This is a genomic window from Dysgonomonas sp. Shenzhen-Wh21, from assembly GCF_043392705.1.
In the GTDB taxonomy this organism is placed as follows: domain Bacteria; phylum Bacteroidota; class Bacteroidia; order Bacteroidales; family Dysgonomonadaceae; genus Dysgonomonas.
In genome coordinates this window covers 1-4,731 of record NZ_JAIXHZ010000086.1, presented here as the reverse complement: position 1 = coordinate 4,731, position 4,731 = coordinate 1, and the positions used below count along the sequence as shown (strand labels likewise).

4 protein-coding genes are annotated in these 4,731 nt (G+C 35.3%); all 4 read left to right on the top strand.

The window, feature by feature from the left end; genetic code table 11:
* Window positions 1–101 precede the first annotated feature (101 nt).
* The 4 genes from LDB17_RS06005 (at window position 102) to LDB17_RS05990 (ending at window position 4,649) form a co-directional block, all read left to right on the top strand.
* Window positions 102–974 (top strand): hypothetical protein, encoded by an 873-nt coding sequence (locus LDB17_RS06005; RefSeq protein WP_006843001.1) that lies wholly within the window; start codon window positions 102–104, stop codon window positions 972–974.
* A 301-nt stretch (window positions 975–1,275) separates the two neighbouring features.
* On the top strand, window positions 1,276–2,226 hold the full coding sequence (metA, locus tag LDB17_RS06000; protein ID WP_135105072.1) for a homoserine O-succinyltransferase: 951 nt from the start codon (window positions 1,276–1,278) through the stop codon (window positions 2,224–2,226).
* 131 nt (window positions 2,227–2,357) lie between these two features.
* Window positions 2,358–4,190 carry a U32 family peptidase gene (locus LDB17_RS05995; RefSeq protein ID WP_252638872.1) on the top strand — a complete coding sequence of 611 codons (1,833 nt, stop codon included), beginning with the start codon at window positions 2,358–2,360 and terminating at the stop codon, window positions 4,188–4,190.
* 39 nt (window positions 4,191–4,229) lie between these two features.
* Window positions 4,230–4,649, top strand: coding sequence for a VanZ family protein (locus tag LDB17_RS05990; RefSeq protein ID WP_252638870.1), 420 nt, complete (start codon window positions 4,230–4,232; stop codon window positions 4,647–4,649).
* Window positions 4,650–4,731: the final 82 nt, after the last annotated feature.

Here is a 4,731-nt window from a genome sequence, read left to right as displayed (position 1 = left end):
AACGAACCCAGAGGAGAATTTGTTATAGTGCTTGCAGGTAAAGAAGAATAAATTTTTAAACTATAATAGAAAAAGAAATCTAACAACTTAAATATTAGTTTATGAAAAAATTAGTAGTTGGATGTCTATGCTTATTAGCATTAGCATCATGTAACGTAAAAAATTCGGATGAATATAAAGCTTTACAGGCTCAACGCGACTCTCTTCTTCAAGTTACGAGCAAAAGTAATAGCGAATTGGAGGAAATGAATACTTTGATTAACGATGTAGAAGAAAATTTCAGACAAATAAGAGAAGCTGAAAAATTCCTATCTATCGAATCTAAGTCTAAAGGTGAAATGTCGAATGATACAAAAACACGTATCAAAGACAATTTTGAAATGATCAATGAAATATTGAAAAAGAACAAAACTGATATTGACAAATTAAATAAAAGGCTAAAAAGCAATTCGGGACAAATGTCAGGCTTGAAAGCAACTATCGAACGTTTGAATTCTGAGTTAGTAGAAAGAGCTAACACTATTTCGGAACTTCAAAAATCATTATCAGCGCGTGACGAGCAAATAGCTTTATTGCAAACAGATGTACAATCATTAACTTCAAATGTAGAAACGCTGTCATCTCAGACTGCGGAACAAGCATCTAAGATTAAAGAACAAGACAAGGAGTTGAATACTGCTTATTATATGTTCGGCACAAGCAAAGAACTTAAAGAAGCTAAAATTGTTTCGGGCGGATTCCTTGCGTCTCCTAAGATTTTGAAAGAAAGCATTGAGAAGAGTAAGTTCATAAGAATAGACATTCGTGATACTCACAGTATTCCTGTTTACGACAAGAAAGCAAAACTCTTGTCAGATCACCCTAAAGACAGTTATACTTTAGACAAAGATGCAAAAGGAACTATAGTTATCAAAATTACAGACTATAAGAGATTCTGGAGTTTAACTAAATTCTTAATCATCGAAGTAGGTTGATAATAAGAACGATATAATATCAAGAAGCGCTATCTGTAAAAGATAGCGCTTTTTTTGTAGCTAAATTCAAAAGCCAACACACTTTTTTCTATTATATTATTACTCTGAAGTGAAATACTCTCTAAATTTTGATAGAAAATAAATATTACTGTTATTTTTGTAACTTTGCATTATAAATGCATATCCTTTTGTTATGTCAAAATAACGAGGCTTCTCGTATCACTATCGATATGGGATACTTTGCTTCGTTTATCATAACAAAACAGCAACTTATTTTATCAATCACTTATACTTAGCGACAATGCCAGTAAATATCCCAAATAATCTTCCGGCTATAGAGATTCTAAAAAAAGAGAATATATTTGTTATGAGTCAATTAAGGGCTGACGAACAAGACATCCGTCCCTTGAGAGTACTCATACTAAATCTCATGCCGATAAAGATTATGACCGAAACGGATCTGATCAGACTATTGTCGAACAATCCGTTACAAGTAGAAGTTGACTTCTTGATGCTCGAAACACATGTATCAAAAAATACATCGGAAGAACATTTGCAGATGTTTTATAAAAGTTTTAGCGACGTAAAAGATGACTTCTATGACGGGATGATTATTACCGGAGCCCCGGTAGAACTCTACGAATTTAAAGAAGTGACATACTGGTCCGAGATATCTGCAATATTCGACTGGGCACGTACGCATGTTACATCTACACTCTATATTTGCTGGGCGGCTCAGGCGGCCATGTATCACTTTTATGGCATAAATAAATATATTCTTCCTGAAAAAATGTTCGGGGTATTCAAGCATGTAGTACATGACAAGAAGTTTCCACTATTCAGAGGCTTTGATGACGAATTCTACATTCCACACAGTCGCCATACTACGGTAAGAAGAGATGAAATACTAAATAGTGGCGGACTTAAAATATTGTCCGAGTCTGATGATTCGGGAGTAGGCATTGTGATGTCGCGCGGAGGGCGTGAGTTCTATCTAACAGGTCATTCAGAATATGCTCCTTACACGTTGAATAACGAATACGTAAGAGATGCAGAGAAAGGATTACCAATAAAAATTCCAAGCAATTATTACAAAAACGACAATCCGGCAAATCCCCCCGTAGTACGTTGGTCGGGACATGGAAATTTATTATTTAATAATTGGCTTAACTACTTCGTTTATCAAGAAACTCCATACGATAAAACTCAAATCAAAAATATGGGAGATCTTGATTTGATGAATGAAAAATAAAAAGGCATATCCTCTTTGTAAATTTATCTATATATAAGAAAGTTTCAACAACAAAAGGTAACACTCAAAAACAATAAAAAACGTGTTACTTTTGTTACTTTTTATTCAGAAACATAAAAGAAGACAATCACTTGCTTAAAGTACGAAAAATAGAATTACTCGCGCCTGCCAAGAACCTTGAATGTGGTATCGAGGCAATCAATCATGGTGCAGATGCAGTATATATAGGTGCTCCAAAGTTCAGTGCACGGGCTGCTGCCGGCAATACACTCGATGACATTAAGGCTCTGGCTGAATATGCACATTTGTATAATGCAAAGGTATATGTAGCTCTCAATACAATACTTAACGATAACGAACTGAAGGAAACAGAAGCACTGATATGGCAGCTATACAATAATGCCCGGGTAGATGCTCTTATTATTCAAGATATGGGCATTACGATGCTCAACCTCCCTCCTATTGCCCTACATGCAAGTACACAGATGGATAACCGAGGGGCTGACAAAGTAAAGTTTCTCGAAAAAGCAGGTTTTCAACAAATAGTACTACCCCGTGAGTTGACAATAGACGAAATACACGACATAGCAGTACAAGTGAACACACCTCTCGAAGTTTTTGTACATGGAGCATTGTGTGTATGCTATAGCGGGCAGTGTTACCTCAGTCAAGCTTTATCGGGACGAAGTGCGAATAAAGGAGCATGTACCCAATATTGTCGCCTACCTTATACTTTGAGTGATGCCAAAGGAGAAGAAATCATGGCAAAAAAGCATTTTCTATCGATGAAAGATCTCAATTTATCGGAGAACTTGGAAGAGCTGCTTGAAGCCGGAGTGAGTTCTTTAAAAATAGAGGGGCGACTCAAAGATATTTCGTATGTAAAGAATGTTGTTTCTTATTATCGTACCAAACTCGATCATATTATAGAAAGACATCCGGAATATATAAGATCATCGTCGGGAAAATCAAGTTATACATTTGAGCCAAATCTTGAGAAGAGTTTTAACAGAGGCTTTACAAAGTATTTCTTGCACGAACGCACAAATAATATGTGGTCGCTGGACTCTCCAAAGTCTGTAGGAGAACCGATTGGCAAAATCACTGAGGTTACAACAAGATATATCAAGATAAATAGTAGCAAAAAGTTGCATAACGGAGACGGACTTTGTTTTTTCAACAACAAGAAAGAACTCGAAGGTATTAATGTAAACCGTGTAGAAGGAGATACCATATATCCGGCAACTATCCCTGAACTAAAAAAGGGAACTTATGTGTATAGAAACTATGACCATGAGTTTGAAAAATTATTATCAAAAAAGTCTGCCGAACGAAAAATAGAGACATGGATAATAATAAAAAAAATAGCATTTGGCTTTTCTCTTCAGATTAGGGATGAGAATGATAATCACGCAACCATCAACTTTGAATTAGAAAAACAACCTGCTCAAAAAAATCAAACTGAAAATATACGGAACAATCTGAGTAAAACAGGTAATACAATATTTAAGGTGAACTATGTAATCTTTGACTTCGAAAACAGCTGGTTTATTCCGGCCTCTGTTCTATCGGAATGGAGAAGGCAACTCATAGACAAGCTATTATCTGTTCGAAGAATCAGATATCGTCAAGATATTATCCCTCATAAACAGACCTCTCATGCCTTTCCTGTTTCCAATATTACATATCTCGGAAATGTGATGAATGAGAAGAGTAAGCAGTTTTACGTTCAGCATCAGTCTGCGGTAACACAGCCTGCTTTTGAGAAGCAAGCACAGAATGATGTTCCTTTGATGTTTACCCGTCATTGCATTAAACAGTCATTAGGTTGGTGTCCTAAAGAAGGCAATGAAAAACATCCGTATAAAGAACCTTTTTATCTGGTATACAACAATACAAGACTGAGACTTTTTTTTGATTGTAAAAATTGCGAAATGAAGGTATTCAATGACTCCATTAATTAATATTTTATCTATCTTTAGCCCCCATAAACGTGGAACTCTATGTTAAGAAAAATATTCAGGTATACATGGCCTCCGGCAATAGTTGCCATTATTATATTTTATTTATGTTGCCTTATCGCTCCAAAAGATGTTCCCGAGATCGATTTTTGTCTTTTTATCCCCACAGATAAGATTGTTCATTTTTTGATGTATTTTGGGCTGGCCGGAGTAGCTTCGTTTAATTATATCTACGATAAGCGAGGTAAAATTATTATACTAAAGCTTATCCTTTTTGCACTATTGGTTCCTATTATATATGGAGGCCTGATTGAGATACTTCAAAGTAAATATTTTCCCGGAAGAAGCGGAGACTGGTACGATTTTTTGGCTGATGCCTTAGGAGCAATAGCATCCCTTCCATTCTCGTTTTGGTTTAGGCGATTTTTATTAAATAAAGAATTAAGAGAACAAGAAATATGAAAAAGCTTTCAATTATTTTATTTTTATTATTTACATCCGTAAATATATTCTCACAAGAAAACATTGACTATCAATATAAAGT